General features: G+C 74.8%; 15 protein-coding genes. 8 read left to right on the top strand and 7 right to left on the bottom strand.

Features of this window, described 5'->3' with window-relative positions; all coding sequences use genetic code 11:
- Positions 1-75 precede the first annotated feature (75 nt).
- The gene (locus MXD62_RS11580) at positions 76-1,467 is read left to right on the top strand and encodes a glycosyltransferase (RefSeq protein ID WP_248829293.1); all 1,392 of its coding nucleotides are present in this window, start codon (positions 76-78) and stop codon (positions 1,465-1,467) included.
- On the opposite strand, the gene MXD62_RS11575 is transcribed toward MXD62_RS11580, so the two are convergent.
- Together MXD62_RS11575 and MXD62_RS11570 are read right to left on the bottom strand one after the other, a co-directional pair.
- Positions 1,425-3,374: a glycosyltransferase family 39 protein gene (locus MXD62_RS11575; protein ID WP_248829305.1), complete on the bottom strand. Its 1,950-nt coding sequence runs from the start codon at positions 3,372-3,374 to the stop codon at positions 1,425-1,427. The genes MXD62_RS11580 and MXD62_RS11575 overlap by 43 nt on opposite strands.
- A 51-nt stretch (positions 3,375-3,425) precedes the next feature.
- Positions 3,426-5,774 (bottom strand): AAA family ATPase, encoded by a 2,349-nt coding sequence (locus tag MXD62_RS11570; protein ID WP_248829292.1) that lies wholly within the window; start codon positions 5,772-5,774, stop codon positions 3,426-3,428.
- A 270-nt stretch (positions 5,775-6,044) separates the two neighbouring features.
- Between MXD62_RS11570 and MXD62_RS11565 the strand changes: the two genes are divergently transcribed.
- The 4 genes from MXD62_RS11565 (at position 6,045) to MXD62_RS11550 (ending at position 10,460) form a co-directional block, all read left to right on the top strand.
- Entirely contained in the window at positions 6,045-6,869 is an 825-nt protein-coding gene (locus MXD62_RS11565; protein WP_248829291.1) for a histidine phosphatase family protein, read from the top strand.
- Positions 6,866-7,645 (top strand): SCO1664 family protein, encoded by a 780-nt coding sequence (locus tag MXD62_RS11560; protein WP_248829290.1) that lies wholly within the window; start codon positions 6,866-6,868, stop codon positions 7,643-7,645. The genes MXD62_RS11565 and MXD62_RS11560 overlap by 4 nt, the downstream gene beginning before the upstream one ends.
- A gap of 124 nt (positions 7,646-7,769) precedes the next feature.
- Positions 7,770-9,032: a cysteine--1-D-myo-inosityl 2-amino-2-deoxy-alpha-D-glucopyranoside ligase gene (gene mshC, locus MXD62_RS11555; protein ID WP_248829289.1), complete on the top strand. Its 1,263-nt coding sequence runs from the start codon at positions 7,770-7,772 to the stop codon at positions 9,030-9,032.
- 3 nt (positions 9,033-9,035) lie between these two features.
- Complete coding sequence (locus MXD62_RS11550) at positions 9,036-10,460, top strand: DivIVA domain-containing protein (RefSeq protein ID WP_248829288.1); 1,425 nt, start codon at positions 9,036-9,038, stop codon at positions 10,458-10,460.
- 19 nt (positions 10,461-10,479) lie between these two features.
- Here the strand turns inward: MXD62_RS11550 and MXD62_RS11545 are convergent, their stop codons facing one another.
- Complete coding sequence (locus tag MXD62_RS11545) at positions 10,480-11,322, bottom strand: PAC2 family protein (protein WP_020462373.1); 843 nt, start codon at positions 11,320-11,322, stop codon at positions 10,480-10,482.
- A gap of 502 nt (positions 11,323-11,824) precedes the next feature.
- Here MXD62_RS11545 and MXD62_RS11540 point away from each other — a divergent pair.
- On the top strand, positions 11,825-12,526 hold the full coding sequence (locus tag MXD62_RS11540; protein WP_248829287.1) for an HAD family phosphatase: 702 nt from the start codon (positions 11,825-11,827) through the stop codon (positions 12,524-12,526).
- Positions 12,527-12,586: 60 nt separating this feature from the next.
- Here the strand turns inward: MXD62_RS11540 and MXD62_RS11535 are convergent, their stop codons facing one another.
- The 3 genes from MXD62_RS11535 to MXD62_RS11525 form a co-directional block, all read right to left on the bottom strand.
- Complete coding sequence (locus MXD62_RS11535; RefSeq protein ID WP_248829286.1) at positions 12,587-15,115, bottom strand: ABC transporter permease; 2,529 nt, start codon at positions 15,113-15,115, stop codon at positions 12,587-12,589.
- A 3-nt stretch (positions 15,116-15,118) separates the two neighbouring features.
- Positions 15,119-16,486: an ABC transporter ATP-binding protein gene (locus MXD62_RS11530; protein ID WP_248829285.1), complete on the bottom strand. Its 1,368-nt coding sequence runs from the start codon at positions 16,484-16,486 to the stop codon at positions 15,119-15,121.
- Positions 16,487-16,822: 336 nt separating this feature from the next.
- A complete protein-coding gene (locus MXD62_RS11525; protein ID WP_248829284.1) occupies positions 16,823-17,836 on the bottom strand; it encodes a PD-(D/E)XK nuclease family protein in 1,014 nt (337 codons plus the stop codon).
- A 217-nt stretch (positions 17,837-18,053) separates the two neighbouring features.
- On the opposite strand from MXD62_RS11525, the gene MXD62_RS11520 reads away from it, so the two are divergent.
- Both MXD62_RS11520 and MXD62_RS11515 read left to right on the top strand, forming a co-directional pair.
- Positions 18,054-19,250 carry a site-2 protease family protein gene (locus tag MXD62_RS11520; protein WP_248829283.1) on the top strand — a complete coding sequence of 399 codons (1,197 nt, stop codon included), beginning with the start codon at positions 18,054-18,056 and terminating at the stop codon, positions 19,248-19,250.
- 278 nt (positions 19,251-19,528) lie between these two features.
- A complete protein-coding gene (locus tag MXD62_RS11515; protein WP_248829304.1) occupies positions 19,529-20,614 on the top strand; it encodes a tRNA (adenine-N1)-methyltransferase in 1,086 nt (361 codons plus the stop codon).
- Positions 20,615-20,846: 232 nt separating this feature from the next.
- Here the strand turns inward: MXD62_RS11515 and MXD62_RS11510 are convergent, their stop codons facing one another.
- Positions 20,847-21,170: a ferredoxin gene (locus MXD62_RS11510; protein WP_020462366.1), complete on the bottom strand. Its 324-nt coding sequence runs from the start codon at positions 21,168-21,170 to the stop codon at positions 20,847-20,849.
- Positions 21,171-21,174: the final 4 nt, after the last annotated feature.

Raw genomic sequence — 21,174 nt, 5'->3', positions numbered from 1 at the left:
GCCGAGCCGGGCCGGTCGCGCGACCACCCTCCCGGGGGGACCACCGCGCCGGCCCGCGCATCAGGCGCCGGGGGCGTGGCGGGGGCCTCGCCCGGCACGGTGGCGCTCCTGCTGGGCTGGTGTGGGGTCGCCGTGGGGATCAGCCTCTCCGACGGCCGGTACAGCCCGCTCGCCCTGGTCATGGTGCTCCTGGGGTGTCTCGCGGTGGCCGTCGCCGTCGCCGTTGCCGTGCCGAGCGGCCGGGGTGGCTGGGGTGGCCCGCGGGCCCGGGCCGGCCGCGGCCGGCCGCGGGGCCTTCCGCCGCGGGCCGCGGGCGTTCGGCTGGCCTGCGCCTCGTGCGGGATCGTGGTCGCCGCCGGGCCGATCCTGCGGCACCCGCGCTACTACGCCCACGGCCCGGCCGCGACCGCCGCGGACGTGCTGGCCGCCGCCGCCGGTCTGCTCGCCGGCCTGACGCTCCTGCGCTGCGCCGTGCCACCCGGCGGACGGTGGGCGTACGGGCCCGCACACGGGCGGGCGGCGGGCGGCCGGGTGTTCTGGGCCGTGCTCGGCCTCGCGCTCGCGGCGGGTGTCGCGACTGTCGCGGCCGCCCCGCAGCCGCGGATCGACGTGTTCCATCTCCTCCAGGTCTCCACCTCCGGGCTGGCCCGGGGCACGAACATGTACCGCCAGCGGTGGGCGCCGGATCGGGCCAGCTACACCGCCGGCGGGCTGTTCGACGTCTACCCGTACCTGCCGGGGACGTCCCTGCTGCTCGCGCCGTTCCGGTGGGTGCTGGGGGACGTCCGCTACGGGCTGCTGGCCGCGCTCGCCCTGGCGGCGGTGGCCGCCGGTCTGCTCCCGCTGCTCGTCGTCGTGTTACCGGAGTCCATGTACGCGCTGCAGCAGTCCTGGACCGAGCCGCTGCTGGTCGCGCTGCTCGCGGTGATGGTCTGGGCGGTCGCCGCGGGCCGGACGGCGCCGGCTGTCGTCGCGTTCGCGCTGGCCCTCGCGAGCAAGCAGCACGTGGCGTTGCTGGTCCCGCTCGCGGCCTGCTGGCCGGCGTTCGGCCCGCGCCGCACCCTGGCTGCCGCCGGTCTGGGGGTGGCCGTCGTCGCGCCCTGGGTCATCGCGGCTCCGGGCGACTTCGTCGACGACGCCGTGCGCACCAACCTCGGCTACGAGGTGCTGGACCACTCGCTGTCCATACCCGGCTGGGCGCACCATTTCGGGATCACCCTCGGCTTCGGTGCGACCGCCGTCGTGCTGGGCGCGGCCTACCTGCTGGCCTGGCGAGCCCGCGGCGGGGCGGCAGGGTTCTGCGCGGGGTCTGCGCTGGTCCTCCTCGCTCTCGACGTCATGAACAAGCAGACCTTCTTCAACCACTACACGCTGCCGATGGGGCTGCTCGTGCTGGCGGTGGCCGCGGGCGCGGCGGCCCCGCCTCAGCGCAGGGTGGAGAACCGCTCGAGGGAGGCACCCTCGTAAAGATCGCGCTTCTCGACCTGCAACGCCCGGTCCCGCAGGGACGCCAGCTGGTCGGAGAGCACCGCGCACGCGCCCTCCAGAAAGCGGTACCCGTCCGCCCGGACGAGCAGGACGGCGTGGTCGGGCCCGGCCAGGTCGTTGACCTCGACCGCGAAGGCCGCACCGTTCGCGCGTTTCATCCGGTCGGCGTAGTCGACCCAGTCGACCAGCGCCGGCCCGGCCTCGTCCGCGTAGACGATCTCCCGGACGTCGATGCCGCCCCGGCGCTGGATCGCCCGGTGCACGGCCGGGCCGAGCTGGTCCGGGCAGTAGGCGACGACGTCCCCCGGCCGGGCGAGGTCGGCGATCCGGTTGGCGATCTCGCCCGCCTGGGTCCGCTCCGTCCGGGCGAGCTGGTACCCACCGAGCAGGCCGCTGATCGAGGCGACCACGACCACCGCCACGAACGCCCGGTGCACCGGCAGTTGCGCTATCCCGAGTGCCGCGAGCAGCAGGCAGGCGGGCAGCGCGATCCCGGTGTAGCGCTCCGCGTAGGCGCTGCCGCCGAACATGTTGACGAAGTACGCCAGCACCAGCGGCGCGAGCCAGATCGCGGCGAGGTACCTGCCCGGCGCCCGCCCGGAGATCTTGACGTGCAGCTCCCCGCCGAGCGGACGGGCCGTCAGCCCGATCAGCGCCCCGCCGAGCAGGATGATGCCCAGCAGCGCGCCGGTCGACTGCGGGCCGGCCCAGTCGAAGACCGTGTCGAGCAGCACCTGGGCCTGCACCCGGGGCGCCCAGGGTGTCCCCGTGTGCAGCATCTGGAAGAGGAACACCGGCATCCAGGGCGCGAACAGCACCGCCGAGGCGGCCATCGCGACGAACGCCCGCAGCGCCGGGCGGCGGTAGTGCTCCCGCCGCCGCGCCTGCAGGAGCAGGAACGCCGCCACGGTGAACACCACCAGGAACGTCCAGTAGTGCGTGTAGACCAGGGCGGCGGTCGCCAGCGTCAGCGCGGCGAGCCGTGGCAGGTCCGGCCGGTTCAGCGCCCGGACGGCGGCGAAGCCGAACACCAGCACGAGCAGGACGACCAGCGAGTACATCCGCGTCTCGCTGCCGTAGCGGATCGCGTACGGCGAGCAGGCGAACAGCAGGAGCGCGGCGAGCCCGACCCGCTGCTCGGCCGACGGCCCGCCGTTGCCGAGGGCGGTCGCCGCCCGGCCCACGTACCGCCCGGCGAGCCAGGCCAGCGGGAGTGTGGCGAGGGAGAGCACGCCCGACAGCGCCCGGACGGCGATGTCCCCGTCACCGAACACGCTGATCCAGACGTGCAGGAGCAGGTAGTACAGGGGGGGTGACCCGTCGTGACGCAGCGCCTGCAGCAGGTCCGGCACCGGCCGGGACGCGATGCCGACGGTGAGCGACTCGTCGAGCCACAGGTGGCTCGGGGTGGCGAACCGCAGCACGGCACCGACGGCGACGGCCAGGAGTGTCCCGGCCAGGAAGAACTGGTACGAGGCCGCGACGGTCCAGTCCCGGGCCCGGCGGAACCGGGCGATCAGCCGCGCCGGCTCGGCCCGAGATGGGTAATCGGTCCGCTGGGCGGGCACGGTCTGTTCACCCGGCTCCGCCTCCGCGGCGGGCTCCGCCTCCGCGGCGGGCTCCGCCTCCGCGCTCGGCTCGGTCTCCGCAGCGGTCATGGTCTCCGCGTCCGGCTGGGTCTCCGCGTCCGGCTGGGTCTCCCCGGGCAGCTCGGTGCGCGGGGGCCGGCTGGTCAGCACCGCATGGTCGTTCGGTGGGTCCTGCGCCGACCGCGGCCGAGGCGCCACAGCCGCGGCTCCCGGCCCCGCGGCTGCCGGCTCCGCGGTAGTGCCCGTGACCTGGCCGGTCGGCAGGTCGTCTGCGCTCACCCTCCGCACGCTACCCATTCGCACGACGCACGATCTTGCCGTGGTGTCGTGTGCGGGTTGTCAAGGGGGTCATGGTCTGACCGGCTCCTTCGTGGCCGGCGCGAGAACGGCCGCCCCGGCGGCGGCGCCGTCAGCGAGGCCGGCGCCGAAGCCGTCCTCGCCGGGCTGGTCGTCGGTGTCGTCCATGTCGTCCATCGGCCCGAATGGCTCCGCGGACTCGCCGGTCAGCAGCGCCGGGAGGAGGGTCGCCCGCCGCCGGCCACCCGCGTCGCGGACCGCGGCCCGCAGCGCCGGGCCGTTCACCGACACGACCGACAGGTGGCTGCGTGCCCGCGTCATCGCCGTGTAGATCAGCGGCCGGGTAAGCATCCGGCCGGCCTCCGGCGGGAAGACGCCGACCACGGCGGCCCACTCGCTGCCCTGGGCACGGTGCACCGTGACGGCCCACCCGTGGCGCAGGTCCACGACGCCGTGCGAGGGGACGTCGAGCTCGCCGCCGGGGAAGGCGACCCGCAGGCCGCCCCGTTCGCCGAGCGCGACGACCACACCGATCTCACCGTTGGCGAATCCCAGGTCAAGGTGGTTCGCGGTGGCCACCACCCGGTCGCCGACGTCGAAGCCGGAGACCTCGCCGCGGCCCGGGTTGAGCGCGTTCTTCAACGCCGCGTTGAGCGCGCCGGTGCCGGCCGGCCCGCCGTGCACGGGCGTCACCACCTGTACGTCCTCGGTGGGTATGCCCAGGGCCCGCGGAATCGAGTCGGTGACGAGCTGGACGACGCGGTGCGCGGCCTCGCCGGAGGAACGCGCCGCCACGACGACGACCTCACGGCCCGAACCGGGTGGCGGCAGCTCACCGCGGCGGACCGCCGCGGCCATCGTGGCGATCGCGCCGCCGTCGGCCTGCCGGTAGAGCCGGGTCAGCTCGGTGACCGGCGCGACCTCCGCCTCCAGCAGGTCGGCCAGGACCTGACCCGGTCCGATGCTGGGGAGCTGCGCAGGGTCGCCGACGAGGAGCAGGTGGGTGCCGTCGGCGCAGGCGTCCAGCAGGGCGGCGGCGAGTTCGGCGTCCAGCATGGACGTCTCGTCGACGACGACCAGGTCGGCCTCGATGGGATTGTGCTCGTCGCGGGCGAACCCGCCGCCGCGGCCCTGCGCGCCGAGCAGCCGGTGCAGGGTGCTGGCCGGCGCGCCACACAGCTCCTCGAGCCGTTTCGCCGCCCGGCCGGTCGGCGCGGCGAGCGCCACCTCGACGCCGGCGGCCTCGGCGAGCCGGACGACCGCGGCGACGGTGCGGCTCTTGCCCGTGCCGGGACCACCCGTCAGCACGCTCACGCCGACCTCGAGCGCGGTGCGGGCGGCTTGGAGCTGGACCTCGTCCAGCCCGGCCACGGCGCGGTCGGCCGCCGCGCCCGGTTCGGCGCCGCCGGGGACCGTGCCCGCGCCGTCGGCGCGGCCCGCGCCGACGGCAGCCGCATCGGACCCAGCCGCGCCGTAGGCGGAGCCGGCCGCGTCGTTGCCGGGCGGCTCGTCGTCCGGTGCGTGGTCGTCCGGTACGTCGTCGTCGAACATCGACGTCGGCGCCGGCGGTTCGGGCGGCGCGGCGACTGCCGGCCGCTCCTCGCCCGGTCCGCTGCCGGCGCGCCGCCGGGCCCGCCGCCCACCGGCCTCGGGCCGGAACGGTTCGGCGGTCGCGAGCAGGCGCTCCACCCCGTCCGAGATCGCCTGCTCGGCCATCGCGTACCGCTCGAGGGCGAGACGGTCGTCGACCTGGATCACCCGGCCGGAGTCGAGCGCGGCGGACAGCGCGTCGAGGGGTTCGGTGACCCCCTCGCGGACCGCGGCCCGGGCCACCTCGGCGACCGGGGCGGCGGTGTCGCCGGCGCGGCTCGCCGCGCGACCGAGCAGGTGGATGAGGACCGCCGGCCCGCGGCGGGGGTCCGCCCTGTCCAGCCCGAGGTGGCGGGCGAAGCGATCGGCGTCGCCGAGTTCGGCCTCGCCTCCCTCGAGCAGCGACCAGGGGTCCGCGCGCAGCGCCTTGGCCACCGTGGGGCCGAGCGCGTCGGCCAGGCCGCGGGCAAGCCGCGCCGGCAGGCGCGCCGCGACCAGCATCTCCACCGCGGCGTAGGTGGGTTCCGCCGCGCGGAACGTGTCGAGCAGGCGGCGAGCCCGCGGCCCGGAGACACCCGGCACCGAGGAAAGGCGGTGCAGGTCGACGTGTTCGCGGCGTTCGATGCCGGCCTCCTCCAGCCGGCCCGCCGTCGTCCGGCCCAGGCCCGGCCACAGGCCGGCGCCGCAGAAGGCCTTGAAGACCACGGCGTCGTCCGGGGTTGGTCCCGGGCCGGCCGACGGCGGGCCGGCGGCGCGGTCCTCGACCGCGGCGGCGGTCCGAAACGGGGAGTCGGCGGCGTCTGCGGGCATGGCGGAAGCGTAACGACGCCGGCCGCCGCCCCGAGCCCGCCCGCTCGGTAGCGTGGTGGGGCGGGTGGTCCGTGGGTAGTCCGATCGCGCATTTCGGTGCCAGCCGCCGAACGATCGAATCCAGGCGTTCGGCCAGGTCAACGGGCCTGGCCCGGCCGGGTCGACCGGGCCGCGCGCGCCCCGGCACCCCACTTGCGGGCTGGCTGGTGTCGCCTGGTGGTACGCATCGCAGGCCGGCCTGCCGCCACACCACGAAGGGAAGGTCCGAAGTTGACCACCGTCCTGCTGGTCCGGCACGGCCTCACCGCGGTCACCGGCAAGATCCTGCTCGGCTGGACCCCGGGCGTCGGGCTCGACGAGCGGGGCCGCCAGCAGGCCGAGGCGCTGGCCGGGCGGCTCGCCGGCATCCCGCTCGCCGCGATCGTGTCCAGCCCGCTCGACCGCTGCCAGCAGACGGCCGCGGAGATCGCCCGGCGCCGCCCGGAGGGCCCGTCCGCGCCCGCCGGGGTGCAGAAGATCGACACCGACGAGCGGATAGGGGAGTGCCACTACGGCGACTGGACGGGGCAGGAACTCGCGACCCTGGCGAAGGAACCGCTGTGGAAGGTGGTACAGGCCCAGCCGAGCGCGGTGACGTTCCCCGGCGGGGAGGCGCTGCGTGACACCCAGTCCCGCGGCGTCACGGCGGTGCGCGAGTGGAACGAGCGCCTCGGCCCGGACGCGACCTGGCTGCTGTGCTCGCACGGCGACGTGATCCGGACCGTCCTCGCCGACGCCCTCGGCATGCACCTGGACATGTACCACCGGATCACCGTCGACCCGTGCTCGCTCACGGTCGTCCGCTACGGCGACCACCGGCCGTTCGTGCGGCGCGTCAACGATGTCGGCGGAGCCGTCGCCGACCTGCTGCCCGCACCGCCGTCGCCAGCGGGCGACGGGAAGCGTCCCCGCGAGGACGAGGTCGTGGGAGGTGGCGCCGGCGCCGAGCCGCCCGTGGACGGTGTCCGGCCGGGTACGGTCTCCGAGGCGGCCGGGGCCGGATCGGGCGGGGCCACATCCCCGGTCGCGCCGCCGACGTCCAAACTGGAACCGTGAGCCTCTCCGCGGCCGGTGCCGACCCTGGGCGGCGTGCGCCGCTGGACCCGCTCGACAGCGGCGGGCTGGGCGTGAGCGAGGCGTTGGCGCTCCTGCGCACCGGCGAGCTGGAGATCACCGGGCGGCTGGTCGACGCCAGCAACGCCACGCTGCTGTGCGAGATCCGGGCCGACGAGCTCTGCGGGCGGTGCGTGTACAAGCCGGTACGCGGCGAACGCGCCCTGTGGGACTTCCCGGACGGGACGCTGGCGGCCCGTGAGCTGGCCGCCTACGAGGTCGCCGAGGCGATGGACCCGGGCATCGTCCCACCGACCGTCATGCGGGACGGCCCGTTCGGCGCGGGGATGGTCCAGCTCTGGATCGACGTCGACACGACCGTCGACCTCGTCGCGCTGACCCGGTCGGACGACCCGCAGCTGCGGCGCATCGCGCTGTTCGACGCCGTCATCAACAACGCCGACCGGAAGGGCGGCCACCTGCTCCCGGCGCCGTCCGGGCGGGTGCACGGCATTGACCACGGCGTGACGTTCCACACGGACGACAAGCTGCGCACGCTGCTGTGGACCTGGCGGGGCCAGCGGCTGGACGCGGCGGAGACCACGCTCCTGCAGGGCGTGCGCGACGCGCTGGGCGCGGATCTGGGGGAGCGGCTCGAGCCGCTGCTCACCACGACCGAGCTACGGGCACTGGGAGCCCGGGTCGACCGGCTCCTGGCCGAGGGCCGTTTCCCGTTGCCCTCCGGGGACTGGCCGGCCATTCCCTGGCCGCCGTTCTGAGCCGGCGGACGCGGCCCGACGGGGCCGCCGGCCGCGACACGCCCGGGCGGGGGTTGTGCCCTGCTCGTCGCCGGCCTGCCCGGCTTGTCCCGCGGCCGGCCCGGCCCCGGTTACCCTGACACGCATGCAGGCGTGGCCCTTTCCTCAGCTCCCCAAGCTTCCCGGACAGGGTCGCGACCTCCGCGTTCTCGACACGGCGCACGGCGGAGTGCGGACTCTGGATCTCGGGCCGACGGTCCGGCTCTACGCCTGCGGGATCACCCCGTACGACGCCACCCACCTCGGGCACGCCTTCACCTACCTCACCTACGACCTCGTCCAGCGCGTGCTGCGGGACGCCGGCCACGAGGTGCGGTACGTGCAGAACGTCACCGACGTCGATGATCCGCTGCTCGAGCGGGCCACCCGCGACGGCATCGACTGGCGCGACCTCGCCCGCCGCGAGATCGACCTGTTCCGGGCCGACATGACGGCGCTGCGCATCCTGCCCCCCGACCACTACGTCGGCGTCGTCGAGGCCGTCGGGCTCATCGTCGACATGGTCTCCCAGCTCGTCGAGCGCGGCGCCGCGTACTCCGTCGACGGCGATCTCTACTTCTCCGTCGCCGCGGCGCCGGACTTCGGCCAGGTGGCCCACCTCGACCCCGCGCAGATGCTGGTGTCCTGCGCCGAGCACGGCGGTGATCCCGGCCGGCCGGGCAAGAAGGACCCGCTCGACCCGCTGCTGTGGCGCGCGGAGCGGCCGGGGGAGCCGTCCTGGCCGTCGCCGTTCGGCCCGGGGCGGCCGGGCTGGCATGTGGAGTGCTCCGCGATCGCCCGGCACTACCTCGGCGCCACGATCGACATCCAGGGCGGCGGGAGCGATCTCGCCTTCCCGCACCACGAGTGCAGCGCCGCGCACGCCGAGGTCGCGAACGGCGCCCGGCCGTTCGCCCGCGCCTACGTCCACACCGCGCTGGTCAGCCTGGACGGCCACAAGATGTCGAAGTCGCGGGGGAACCTCGAGTTCGTCTCGAGGCTGCTCGCGCGCGGAGCGGACCCGGCCGCGATCAGGCTCGCCCTGTTGCAGCATCATCACACCGTGGAGTGGGAGTGGACCGCGGCCGTCATGCCGGCGGCAGCCGAGCGGCTCGACCGGTGGCGCGCCGCCGTCGCGCTGCCGTCCGGCCCCGACTTCCGGCCGGTGCTGGCCGAGGTCCGGGACCGGCTCGCCGACGACCTCGACGCGCCTGGAGCGCTCGCCGCGGTCGACGCGTGGGCGGCGGCCGCACTGGCCGCTGGCAGCGGCAGCGGCGAGGCGGACGATCAGGCGCCGGCCACCGTCCGCGACACCGTCGACGCACTGCTCGGTGTCGACCTTGGGCCTGTCCTACCGAGAGGAACCTAGCCGATGGGGGCGCACCACCGCCGGGAGTCCCCCGGCGCCGCCATGGACCGGCCGACCTTTGATGAGGCACCGCAGGGATACGACCCCCGGCAGGTCGACGAGTACCTCGGGGTCCTGTGGCGGTACGCGAGCGAGGTGACCTCCCGGGCGGCCGCGGCCGAGGCGGCGCTGCGCCACGAGCGCGACCGGCGGGAGGCCGAGGCCCGCCTCGCCGAGGGTCTGCCCGCCCAGGCCGGTGGGCGCATCGGGCTGATGCTCGAGATCGCGCAGCGCGAGGCCGAGGACATCATCGCGGGCGCCCGCCACCTCGCCGAGTCGGCGCTGGAGGAGGCGGTCGCGCAGGCGGGGGCGAACCATCCGATCGTCCGGGAGGCCCGGGAACAGGCCGAGAAGCTGATCCTCGACGCGGTTGAGGAGAGCCGGCGGCTCGCGCTGACCCGGCACGAGGACCTCGAGGCCGAGATCGTGCGCGGAACGCACTCGCTCGAGGCGCTGCGGCGCCAGCAGGGCGAGATCATCGGCGCCGTCCTGCGGTTGCGCCGGCTGCTCGGCGGGGACGAGATCGATCGGGCGGTGACCGACCTCGCCCGCGCGGGCGTGTCACCCGATGGCGTCGCCGCCGACAGCGGCCGGGCTGACGCCGGCGCTCCGGTGGGCCCGAACCTGGCCGGAGCGCCGTCGGTGGATCCGTCGGCGGCCCCGTTCACGCCGGGCCACCCGGCGGCGGGTCCGGGCCACCCGGCCGCGCCGGAACAGCCGGGGCCACCAGGGCAGCCCGGCTCGCAGTCACAGTCGCAGCCGGGCGGGGCGGCGTCGAGCCCGCACTTCCCGGCTTCAGACCACGCCGGTCACACCGGGGGCGTCGACAGTGCGGGTGACCCCTTGCGTGGTCCGGGCGGCACGGGCCACGCCGGCACCGGTCAGGCCGGTGGTGTGGGGCCGGGCGGCAGCGCCTACGCCGCGGCCGGGTATGCGGCGGGGCACACCGGTACCGGGCACACGGGCACGAGCCACCTCGGCGCCGGGTCCGTGGGCCTCGGGCACGTGGGGGCCGGGCATGTGGGAGCGAGCCGCGCTGGGGCGTCCGCGCCGGCCGGGGCGACGAGCTCCGGGGGGAGCACCCATGGAGCATGGGCCGCCTCGTCCCGGCTCACCGCCGAGACGAGCCCGGCGGCGCCCTCAGCCGCCGCGGGCGCCGCGACCGTGGGCTCCGCGACCGCGGGTGCGCGGCGCGGCCCGGGGCGCCATCGCCAGCAGCAGCGGGACGTCCCCGAAGCCGAGCCCTACCCGACCGACCTGGCCGGCGGCTTCGTCCCCGGCGGGCCGGCCGCCGGGGGAGCCGGAACCGGCCCGGTACGCATGCCCGCCGCGGGCTACCGCCCCGCCGCCGAGGAGGACATCCTCGACGCGGAGATCGTCGAGGAGTAGACCTCGCGCGCGGGCGCGGTCACTCCCCCCGGCGGCGCAGGTAGCGCTCGAACTCCCGGGCGATGGCGTCGCCGCTGGCCTCGGGCAGCGCCGTCTCCGGTTCGCGCGACTCCAGCGAGCGGACGTACTCGGCGACCTCGGTGTCCCCGGCGGCGAGCTCGTCGACCTGCCGCTCCCACGCCTTGGCCTTGTCCGGCAGCTCGCCGAGCGGGATCTCCATGTCGAGAAGATCCTCGACCCGGCGGAGCAGCGCGAGGGTGGCCTTCGGGCACGGCGGGTTGGCGACGTAGTGCGGCACGGCGGCCCAGAACGACACCGAGGCCAGCTCCGCCCGCGAGCAGGCGTCCGCGAACACGCCCACGATGCCCGTCGGCCCCTCGTAGCGGGAGGCCTCGAGGCCCAGCCGCGCGGCGGTGGCCGGATCCCCGGCGGTACCGCTGATCGGGACGGGGCGGGTGTGCGGCGAATCCGCCAGCAGCGCCCCGAGCGTGATGACCATGTCGCTGCCGAGTGCGTGGACGGCCTCGATGAGCTCGTCGGTGAATCCCCGCCAGCGCATGTTCGGTTCCAGGCCCCGCACGAGCACCAGGTCGGATTCGGACTTCGCCGGCCGCGCCACCGAGAGCCGCGTGGTCGGCCAGGCGATCTTGCGTGACGCGCCGTCCGCACCGCTGACCGTCGGCCGGTTGACCTGGAAGTCGTAATAGTCGTCCGGGTCTATCGCGCCGATGACGCGGGCACCGAAGACGTTCTCCAGGTGCTCGACGGCCGCCGACGACGCGTCGGCGGCGTCGTTCCACCCCTCGAAGGCGGCCACGACCACCGGCGACCGCAGCTGGCCGACGCCGGAGAACTCGATCACCTACCACCTCCTGCCGCCCCGCGGCGGCCCCCTGCCCCCGTGACAGTGCAACCGTACGTCCTCCCGATCCGGGAGAACGCCCGCTGTCCAGTCTGCCGCGTGATCGCAACCTCCGCCTCAAGGGCATCGACGCCCCCCGTCCGTGACCGGTAGGCGGGCGGGGATCGATCCATCGTGTCCATCCCGTCGCAGAGGTTATGTCGGGCGGGACCTGTCAGGTCGATATCGGGTATGTGCCGCGTTCCACCGACGGCGGAACCGGGGTGCCCGCGCCCGTTGCGGCCACCACCGCCGGAGGTCGCCGCGTCCGGCCCGGACCCCGGCCGCCGGCCCGCCCCGGCGCCCGCGGAGGGCCTTCCGTCCCACCCCGGTACCCTTTCAGGGTGCGTCCCCAGCTGCTCCCTGCCCCGGCCGAGCGGGCCCCCGCGGCCGTTGGCGCCGTGGGTGCGGTGTGGCCGTCCGCGGGCCGCTCCCCGATTGGTTCCCCGGAGGACGACACACTGTGAGCGACCTGCCGGCGGCGGTCCTGTTCGACATGGACGGGCTGCTCGTCGACACCGAACCGCTGTGGACGATCGCGGAGAACGAGGCCGCGGCGCGCCTGGGCGGGCGGTTCACGCCCGAGATGAAGCTTGCCATGATCGGCCACGGTATCGACACCGCCGTCCCGATCATGGTTTCGATGCTGGGGCGCCCCGTCTCGGACGAGCCCGCGACCACCGAGTTCCTGCTGCGCCGCTCCGCGGAGCTGTTCCGGGAACCGGGTGCGGTCGTCGCGCAGCCCGGGGCACTGGAACTGTTGGGCGCCGTCACGGCGGCCGGGGTGTCGACCGCCCTGGTCTCCTCGTCCTACCGTGCGCTGGTCGACGCGGTGGTCGCCGTGCTGGGCGCGCACCACTTCACCGTGACGGTGGCCGGCGACGAGGTCGCCCGGCGCAAGCCGTTCCCGGATCCCTACCTCGCCGCGATCCGCCTGCTCGGCGCCGATCCCGCCGCCTGCGTGGTCCTGGAGGACAGCCTCACCGGGGCCGCGGCGGGCATCTCGGCCGGCTGCGCGACGGTCCTCGTCCCGTCGATGCCGATCGCGGCGGCCGATTTGCCCGGCCAGGTCGCGGCCCGGGTCGACAGCCTGCACGCGGTCGACCTGGCCACGCTCGCCGGGCTCGCCCGCCGTCCGGACCCGGCCCGCGCCGACTCCGGCTGATACCGGGCCGGCGCCGACCCCGGCTGAGGCCCGGCCCGCGTCCGGCGGCGGGCTCGCGGGTCAGGTCGTGGCGATCGCCCGCAGGATGTCCATCCTGGCGGCTCGACGCGCCGGGAAGACCGCGGCGAGCACGCCCATGATGGCGCCGGCGATCATCACGGCGATGATCGTTACGACGGGATAGGCGAAGGTCGTCACCCCCTGGCTCTTCAGTGCCCCGGTCAGCGCCCAGCCGAAGAAGCTGCCGACCAGCACACCGAGCACCGCACCGAAGACCGAGATGATCATCGACTCGACGATGACCATCATCCGCATCTGTTGCCGGGTCATGCCGATCGCCCGGAGCAGCCCGATCTCCCGGGTGCGTTCGATCACCGAGAGTGCGAGGGTGTTCACGATGCCGAACAGGGCGATCACCACCGCCAGGGCCAGCAGGACGTACACGAACCCGAGCAGCTGGTCGACCTGTTGCTCCTGTTGGGCCACGAACTCCGACTGGTCGCGGACCTCGACGCTGCCGAACGGCTTGATCACCTTGTCGATCTCGGCCCGGACCGCGGCCGGGTCGGCGCCGTCGGCCAGCTTGAGCATCACGAACAGGTCGAGGTTGTTGTTCGAGTGCTTCTCGAACTCGCTGGTCGCGATCATCGCGGGGCCGGCGATCGCGCTCTTCTCGTAGGTGCCCACCAGGGTCAGCTCGGTCGGGCCGTCCGCGAACGTGACCGGGACGGGCGCGCCGACCCGCAGCCCCCGCTCGGCCGCCGTCGCCTCGTCGACCAGGAGGGAACCCGCGCCGAGCGCGTTGACGTCGCCGTCCACCTGCTTGATGGAGAGGACCTGCAGCAGGCCGGCCGGATCGCCCGCGAGCACCGTCGAGTCGGTGTCGCCGATCTTGACCGCCCCGCCCCGGATGCCGGTGGCGACCGCCACGCCTGGCTTGCCCTGGAGCCCCGCGGCCACCTGCGGGCTGAAGGGGGCCAGGTTGGATGTGGCGATGTAGAAGTCGGCACCCAGGCTCTCCGACACCGTCTCGCGTACCGACTCCTTGATGGACTGGCCGAGCACGGCGAACGCGCTCACCAGGGCCAGGCCGATCATCAGCGCCGACGCGGTGGAGGCGGTGCGCCGCGGGTTGCGGATGGCGTTCTCCTGGCCGAGCCGGCCGGTCGTCCCGAACATCGCGCGCAGCGGAATCCCCACGACCTGGGTGATCGGCGGGGCCAGCAGCGGCGAGAGGGTGGCGATGCCGAGGAAGACGAACGCCGCGCCGGCGCCGACCATGCTCGCGTTCGGATTCTCCCCGCGGGCCAGGCCCGCCACCAGGCAGATCACTCCCAGCACGGTCAGCGCGCCGCCGCCGAACGCCCGGGTGCGCAGCGACCTGGCGGGCAGCACGTACGTCTCGCGCATCGCCGCCACCGGCGGCACCGACGCCGCCTTGCGGGCCGGCACGAACGCCGCGAAACTGGTGATGACCAGGCCGATGCCGTAGGCGAGCAGGAAGGTCCGAGGCTGGAAGACCAGCGGGCCGGACGGCAGCGAGATCCCGAACGCGCCGACGGCCGCCCGCAGCCCCATCGCCAGTAGGGCGCCCAGGGCGAGACCGACCGTGGCGCCGATGAAGCCGACGATCAGGGCCTCGACCTGGACCGAGAGCTGCACCTGGGCCCGGCTCGCGCCGATCGCGCGCAGCAGCGCCAGCTCACGGACGCGTTGCGCGACCAACATCGTGAACGTGTTGAAGATGATGAAGGCACCGACGAACACCGCGATGCCGGCGAAGACCAGCAGGAAGGTCGAGAACCCGCTGACGGCGTCCTGGATCGCGCTCGCGCTCTCCTCGGCGAGCTGGGTGCCGGTGATCGCCTCGACCCCGGTGGGGAGCACCGCGGCGACCCTGTCCCGCAGCTGCTCCTGCGAGACGCCGTGGGCGGCGGCGAGGCTGATCGAGGTGAACTGGTCGGGCGCGAGCAGCAGCCGCTGCGCCGTCGCCGTGTCGAACGTGGTGACGGCGGCGCCGCCGAGGCTGTCCTGCCCGCCGATGCGGAAGGTGCCGACGAGGGTGAACTCCTCGGGCTGGAGGCGGGTCTGCACCGAGATCCGCTGGCCGAGCGTGAGGTGGTGTTTGTCCGCGGTCGACTTGTCGACCGCGATCTCCTGGCCGTTCGGTGGCCGGCCGTCGGCGATCTCCTCCGACCCCGTCGCGGTGCCGCCGGTCCAGTTCGTTCCGATGCCCGGTGCGCCGCCGCTGTTGAGCGGGTCGCCCGACGCGGGGTCGATCAGGACCGCCTGGCCCCGGACCGTCCCGGTCGCCGCGGTGACTCCGTCCACCTTGGCGACGATGGGGACCAGCGTGGCGGGCACCGGCAGCCGGTCGGCCTGGTCGCCCGTGCCGACCGCGTTGACAGTCCGCACGGAGACGCTGACGTTCTTGTTGATGTCGGTGAACAGGGTGTCGAACGTCCGGTTCAGCGTGTCGGTGAGGACCAGGGTGCCGGTGACGAAGCTGACACCCACGACGACCGCGAGCGCGGACAGGACAAGCCGTACCTTGCGGGCCAGCAGGCTCCGCAGTGTGGCGCGCAGCATCCGTCAGGCCCACCCGGTCGGATTCGCCCGGCCCGCGCCCCGCTCGTAGCCCCGCTCGTAGCTCCGGGTGCCACCGTGCCTGGACGCGTCGTAGGGCGAGCGGTCGTGGTCGTCCGGAGCCCGGTACCCGCCTCCGTGGCCGCGAGTGCCCGTGTGCTGCCCGGCGGAGCCGTACCGGTCATGGCCGAACGGGCCGGTGTCCGCCGGATCCGTGTACCGGCCGCGGGCGTCGATCTGGCTGGCGTCAAACCGGCCGGTATCGGACTGGCCGGCCTCGAAGTGGCTGGCGTAGCCACCGGTGCGGGGGTCGCCCCGGTACGGCCCGGGGCTCGGGTACTCCCCGGTGTGCGGCCCGCCGCCCGGGTAGCCCCCCGCGCCGTAGCCCGTGGACTGGTGATCGTCTGTCGGCCCGGCGTAGTCCTCGTTGTGGTATTCGGCCGGTGGGTAGTGGTCGGCCGGGTAGCCGCCCGTCGGGTAGCCGCCGGTGGCGTAGCCGCGGTCGTCGTACTCGGGGCCGCGCGGCTCGGGCGGCTCCGGCGGCAGGTCGTCGTAGTCCGCTTCGGGCTCCGGTACGGCCTTGCCGCGCACGAGCGCGTCCAGGTTCTTCATCCGGTCCAGGACGGCGTCCGGTGTGGGCTCGGCCATCGCGTCGACCAACCGGCCGTCGGCGAGGAAGATCACCTCGTCGGAGTACGAGGCGGCCGTCGGATCGTGGGTGACCATCACGATGGTCTGGCCCAGCTCGCGGACCGAGTCGCGCAGGAACGACAGCACCTCCGCGCCCGACCGCGAGTCGAGGTTCCCGGTCGGCTCGTCGGCGAAGACGATCTCCGGGCGGGTGACCAGGGCCCGGGCACAGGCGACCCGCTGCTGCTGGCCGCCGGACAACTCGGGCGGGCGGTGGTTCAGCCGGGGCGCGAGGCCCACGGCGTCGACGACCATCCGCATCCACTTCTGGTCGGGCTTGCGGCCGGCGATGTTCAGCGGCAGCGTGATGTTCTCGGCCGCGGTGAGCGTCGGCAGCAGGTTGAACTGCTGGAAGATGAAGCCGATCCGGTCCCGGCGGAGCTGGGTGAGCTGCCGGTCGTTGAGCCGGGACAGGTCGACGTCGCCGATGAATACCCGCCCCGTGGTCGCGGGGTCCAGCCCGGCGAGGCAGTGCATCAGGGTCGACTTGCCTGAGCCGGAGGGGCCCATGATCGCGGTGAACCGGCCGTAGGGGAAGGTCAGGTCGATGCCCCGCAGCGCGGTGACGGCGGTGTCACCCGAGCCGTAGACCTTGGTGAGTCTGGAGGCCCGCGCGGCGGACCCCCGGCCGTGCCGTGGACCGCCGCGGGCACCGTCGCGGTCCGATGCGGTGCGTCGGGCCATGCGTTCCTCCAACTGTCGCGAACTACCTCACCGATCGGCGGCCGGCTCCCGCGGAGCGCCGGGATCCAGGCCCCGAAGGGACAACGCCGGAGAGGTGATCCGCATCCTCCCGCCGCCCACGTCCGCCGCCGACGGTAACCGCCCCCGACACCACCCGGGACGCCGGATCTTCCCTACCGGTGACCGCCCGGGCACGCCGATGCCGGGCCCACCCGCGGGGCCGCCGTCCGAAGGTGCCCTCGGGTACCCGAACGGGTACCCCCACGTCTGGTGCGCCACGTTGCCGGTGGCCAGGTCGGGAACCATGCGCCGCGATTCGATGGACGGTCGGGCGGCTCAGCCGTCCGCCTCGCAGACGGTGGGGGCGGCGTCGTCGACGGGCAGCTCCGTGCGGTTCTCCGGCAGCGGGGGAGGGGTTCCGCCGAATGCCGGGCACCTCGACTTGTGATCGCACCAGTCACACAGCCGGCCCGGCGTGGCCCGCCAGTCGCCCGTCCGGTGCGCCCGGGCGATGGCCGCCCACAGCGCCTCGATCCGGCGCTCGGTGGCGCGCAGCTCCGACTCCTCCGGCGTGGCACGCAGCCAGGTTCGGTCACTCAGGTAATACAGCCGGAGCTCGCGCGGGATGACGCCACGCGAACGCCACAGCACGAGCGCGTAGAACCGCATCTGGAACATGGCCGCGCCCTCGAACGCCGGGCCGGGGGAGCGGCCCGTCTTGTAGTCGATGACGCGCAGCGCGGTGCCCTGGGGGGTCTCGGCCGAGTCGAGGCGGTCCACGTAGCCGCGCAGCCGCAGCCCGGAGGCCAGGACATGCTCGACGTAGAGCTCCCGGGCGGCCGGGGCCAGCCTGGTCGGGTCCTCGAGGGTGAAGTAGCCGGCGAGAAGGTCACGCGCGCTGTCCAGCCAGGAGCGCAGGGCGCCGTCGTCGTCGAACAGGCCACCGAGCGCCGGGTCGCGGGCGAGCAGGTCGGCCCAGACCGGCTCGACGAGCTCGGCCGCGGCTGGCTGGGTCCGGCCCGGGGCGGGCAGGTCGAACAGCCGCTCGAGCACGCCGTGCACCACCGTGCCCCGCGTCGCCGCCTCGCTCGGCGCCTCCGGCAGCCGGTCGACCACGCGGAAGCGGTAGCGCAGCGGGCAGTTGACGAAGTCGGCGGCCCGGGAGGGGGATAACGACGCCGTTATCGGTGGCGCCTGTGGCGGCGCGGCCTGTGGCAGCGCGGCCTGTGGCGGCGCGGCCGGAGCCGCCGCGGGGTCGCGGCCCTCATGCCAGCCGGGCCCGACCTGGACCGGCCCGGTCGGGCAACCTTCGGCGGCCGAGCCCGGGGCCTGGGCAGGCGTTGTGGTCATGGCGTCGACCCTAGAACCCGCCACCGACACGATCGGCGCCCGCCTCGGGGCACCCACGGTGTCCCGATGTGCCTCCCGCGCCGCGGGGCGGCGGTTCGGCGGGAGACCGGGCAGGGGGCGGTAGCCGGAGGCGGGGCTGGCCCAGGACAGCGCAATCCGTAGCGGGAGCGCTATCCGCGGCGGACACCACGGAGGATGGTCCGTAGCATCTACACCTATGGAGGACCAGCCCGGCGCGGCGCGGCACGGCGTCTCCGGTGGAACGGAGCCGCCGGAGCGGCGGCCGGCGCCGCGTCCGCCGGGTATGCGGGTCGGGCACGTCCGCGGTGCCCCGATCTTCGTCTCACCGCTGGCCGTGGTCTTCGCGGCGCTGATCGCGTCCCTGCTCATCGACCCGATCCGGGGCCATCTGACGATCGCCGCGACCGACGGGCATGTGCTCGTACTGTCCCTGCTCGTCTCGGCGGGGTTCCTCCTGTCGCTGCTCGCGCACGAGATCGGGCACGCGCTGACCGCGCAGCGGTTCGGGCTGCACGTCCGGTCGGTGACCCTGCACGGCTTCGCCGGTTTCACCGAGTTCGAACCCGAGCCGGCCACCGCCGGCCGCGAGTTCCTGATCGCCTTCGTCGGGCCCGCCGTCAACGGCGTGATCGGGGGGCTGTGCTTCCTCGGCCTGCTGGCCGTGCCGGATCACGGCAGCGTCGGGACAGTGCTCTTCTTCATCGGCTTGACCAACGTCGCGCTGTTCGTGCTCAACCTGGCGCCGGGCCTGCCCCTCGACGGCGGGCGGGTCGTCGTCGCGGCGGTGTGGGCCATCGGGCACGACAAGCTGCGCGGGCTGCGGGCCGGCGCCTACGGCGGCTTCGTCGTGGCCGGCGGGATGGCGGTCGCGGGTGCGAAGGCGGGCTCCGGCGGCGGCTTCGCTGCGCTCTACTGGTACGTCCTGGCCGGTTTCGTGGCGTTCGGGGCGTACCAGTCGCTGCGGTCGGCCAAGGTCCGCGAGCGGCTGCCCGGGCTGTCGGCGGGCCGACTCGCCCGCCGTACGCTGCCGGTGGAGGCTGCGGTCCCGCTTGGTGAGGCGCTGCGCCGGGCCCAGGAGGTGGGCGCCACGGCCGTCGCGGTGATCGACCGGGACGGCACCCCTGTCAAGATCATGAACGGCGCCTCCGTCGACGCCCTGCCGGAGCACCGCCGGCCGTGGATGGCGGTGGACGAGGTCAGCCGGAGCATCGGCCCGGGGATGACCCTGCAGGCCGAGCTCGAGGGCGAGGACCTGCTCGCGGCCGTCCAGCGGGCCCCCGCCGCGGAGTACCTCGTGGTCCAGCGCGGCCGGCCGGTCGGCGTGCTGGCCATGGTCGATCTCGTGGCCAGGATCGACCCGGCGGCCGCGGCCCGTATGGTCTCCCATCGGTGACGTTCGTCCGCCGCTGACGGCCGCCGGGCCCGGCCCGGCCCTGACGCACCCGGCACGCGTCACCCGCACGCCCCCGTGCGACCAGCTTCCAGCGGACAGGGCGCGCGCCGGCCGTGGACCGGCCTCGGGGCGCGCGCCGAGAGGACGACGAGATCAGTACTGACCCGACCACGCCGGACGCGGTCGCGTCCCGCCCGCCCCTGCCGGACCCCGCGGAGCTTCCGCCCCTGCCGGACCCTGCGGACCCCGAGGCACCGGAGATGCCCGAGGCACCGGAGATGCCCGAGGCACCGGAGATGCCCGAGGTGCCGCGGCCGACCGGCGCGGCGCGGCGCCGCGGGACGTTCACCAAGGGCGACCGCGTCCAGCTGACCGACCCCAAGGGCCGGCGGCACACGGTCGTCCTCGAGCCGGGCCGGCAGTTCCACACCCACCGGGGGGCGATTCCGCACGACGACCTGCTCGGCCGGCCCGAAGGCGTCGTCGTGAGCAGCACCGGTGGCACCGACTACCTGGCACTGCGGCCGCTGCTGGCCGACTTCGTGCTGTCGATGCCACGCGGCGCGACCGTCGTCTACCCGAAGGACGCGGCGCAGATCGTCATGTACGCCGACGTCTTCCCCGGCGCGCAGGTGCTGGAAGCCGGTGCCGGTTCCGGCGCGCTGTCCTGCGCCCTGCTGCGGGCCGTGGGCGACGGCGGCCGGCTGGTCTCCTACGAGCGGCGTCCCGACTTCGCGGAGGTCGCCCGGCGCAACATCGAGACCTTTTTCGGCGGACCACATCCGGCTCACACACTGCACGTCGGTGATCTGGCCGAGTCGGCCGAGCGGGGCATGGACCGGGTGATCCTCGACATGCTCGCCCCGTGGGACGTGCTGCCCGCGGCCGCAGCGGCGCTCGTCCCCGGCGGCGTGCTGTGCGCGTACGTCGCGACGACCACCCAGCTCTCCCGGACGGTCGAGGCGCTGCGCGAGTTCGGCTGCTTCGCGGAGCCCGCGGCGTGGGAGACGATGATGCGCGACTGGCACGTCGAGGGCCTCGCCGTGCGCCCCGGTCACCGCATGGTCGGGCACACCGGTTTCCTGGTGACAGCGCGCCGGCTGGCGGACGGCGTCACTGCTCCACCGAGGCGGCGGCGCCCGGCCAAGGGCTCCTATCCGGAGCCGGCGACCGCTCCGGAGCCGGCATCCGCCGACCGCCCGGCCGAGCAGGGTCAGCCGGCGGGAGCGGGCAGCTTGCCGGGCCTGTACGGCCAGCCCGATCGCCAGGTCATCGCGGAGCCTCAGGCCGAGCCGGAGCTTCAGGTCGAGCCGGAGCTTCAGGCCGAGCCGGAGCCTCGAGTCGACGCCGGCTCCGACGGCTGACGCGATGCCGGTCGCGGCCGGGCGATCCGCGGGGGCGCCCGCTCAGGCGAGCCCGCCAGCGGCTCCCCGGCCGTGCCGGGTGGCCTCCACCGCTGTGGGGCGGGCCCGCCCCACCCGGGGCAGGACGGCGCCCGCGCGGCGGGCCCGGGCGCCGGACCCCACGGGCGCCGGACCCCACGGGCGCCGGACCCCACGGGTGGGGGCACGGCGGGGGCACCGGGGTGGGTGGTTCTCACTCCTGTGGGCCGCCGACCTCCAGCGTCCCGTCCGGGTGCTCGACGTAGATGCAGGTGCCGGGGCACTGCTCGGCGGCGTCGCGGATCTCGGTGAGCAGCGGCAGTGGAACCGGCACGTGGGTCCCCGGTGTGGTCTGAAGCTCACCGTCGGAGTTCTTCACGTAGGCGAGCCCGTCGATGTCGAACTCGAACACCGAGGGTGCATACTGGACGCACAGACCGTCGCCGGTGCAGGAGTCCTGGTCGATGCGGACCCGGAGTCCGGGCGAATCGCCCGGCTTCGTTGGTGTTGCCACAGGGCTCCGATCTTCTGTCACCATGGCA

The sequence above is a fragment of the Frankia sp. Mgl5 genome, assembly GCF_023242985.1.
GTDB lineage: Bacteria > Actinomycetota > Actinomycetes > Frankiales > Frankiaceae > Parafrankia > Parafrankia soli.
This window is presented reverse-complemented; position numbering and strand designations above follow the sequence as displayed.

Bases quoted from the DNA above. Each gene is read 5' to 3' on its own strand.
- MXD62_RS11530 (WP_248829285.1), bottom strand. From the start codon at position 16,486: ATGGCCCGACGCACCGCATCGGACCGCGACGGTGCCCGCGGCGGTCCA.
- MXD62_RS11520 (WP_248829283.1), top strand. From the start codon at position 18,054: ATGGAGGACCAGCCCGGCGCGGCGCGGCACGGCGTCTCCGGTGGAACG.
- MXD62_RS11535 (WP_248829286.1), bottom strand. From the start codon at position 15,115: ATGCTGCGCGCCACACTGCGGAGCCTGCTGGCCCGCAAGGTACGGCTT.
- mshC (WP_248829289.1), top strand. From the start codon at position 7,770: ATGCAGGCGTGGCCCTTTCCTCAGCTCCCCAAGCTTCCCGGACAGGGT.
- MXD62_RS11550 (WP_248829288.1), top strand. From the start codon at position 9,036: ATGGGGGCGCACCACCGCCGGGAGTCCCCCGGCGCCGCCATGGACCGG.
- MXD62_RS11570 (WP_248829292.1), bottom strand. From the start codon at position 5,774: ATGCCCGCAGACGCCGCCGACTCCCCGTTTCGGACCGCCGCCGCGGTC.
- MXD62_RS11525 (WP_248829284.1), bottom strand. From the start codon at position 17,836: ATGACCACAACGCCTGCCCAGGCCCCGGGCTCGGCCGCCGAAGGTTGC.
- MXD62_RS11575 (WP_248829305.1), bottom strand. From the start codon at position 3,374: ATGGGTAGCGTGCGGAGGGTGAGCGCAGACGACCTGCCGACCGGCCAG.
- MXD62_RS11515 (WP_248829304.1), top strand. From the start codon at position 19,529: ATGCCCGAGGCACCGGAGATGCCCGAGGTGCCGCGGCCGACCGGCGCG.
- MXD62_RS11510 (WP_020462366.1), bottom strand. From the start codon at position 21,170: ATGGTGACAGAAGATCGGAGCCCTGTGGCAACACCAACGAAGCCGGGC.